Annotated in this window: 1 pseudogene; it reads left to right on the top strand. The window is 68.5% G+C overall.

The window, feature by feature from the left end:
- Positions 1-15 precede the first annotated feature (15 nt).
- Positions 16-872, top strand: a pseudogene (locus AC07VX_RS26850) (heme utilization protein); the annotation flags it as partial.

The following is an 872-nucleotide window of genomic DNA, read 5'->3' as shown; positions in this document are numbered from 1 at the left end:
GACCAGCTGCGCGCCTTGTCCTCCGGCCAGGTCCAGGCATTGACGACGGCCCAGGTCAGCACGCTCAACACGGACGACCTCAACGCCCTCGCCTCCGACCAGTTCAACAAGCTCACCACCGGCCAGATCCAGTCGCTGACGACCGACCAGTTGAGCCACCTGGCCACCGACAGCCTCAACGCCCTGGGCACCGCCCAGTTCGCCACGCTGTCCTCCGCCCAGTTCGCTTCGCTGACGACCGATCAGCTCTCCAGGCTGGAGACGGCCGACCTGCGCGCCGTCACCACCAACGCGCTGCGCGGCCTCTCGTCCGACCAGATCCAGGCCTTGACCTCCGACGAAGTCGGCAGCCTGAGCACCGCCCAGATCGGCGCGCTGACCAGCGTGCAGGTACACGGTCTGACCACCGGCGACATGGTGGCCCTCACCACCGCCCAGGTCGCTGCGCTGAACTCGGCCCAGGTCGCCGCGCTGTCCACCGACCAGCTCTCGTCCATCGAGGCGGCCGACCTCAAGGCCCTGTCCACAACGGCGCTGCGCGCCCTGTCCAGCGCTCAGATCGACGGCCTCACCAGCGACCAGCTGCGCGCCCTCACCAGCGCCCAGCTCAACGCGCTGACCACCAACCCGCAGGTCATCGGGCTGACCACCGACGACCTGAACGTGCTGACCACGGACCAGATCGCCCGTCTGTCGACCTCGCAGATCCAGGCGCTGACGACCAGCCAGCTCTCCAGCCTCACCACCGACAACCTCAACGCGATGGGCTCGGCCCAGTTCGCCACGCTGTCCTCGGCCCAGTTCGGCGCGCTGACGACCGATCAGCTGTCCAAGCTGGAGACGGCCGACCTGCGCTCGGTGACCACCAATGC

This window comes from Roseateles sp. GW821-FHT03B02 (genome assembly GCF_059421025.1).
This window is presented reverse-complemented; position numbering and strand designations above follow the sequence as displayed.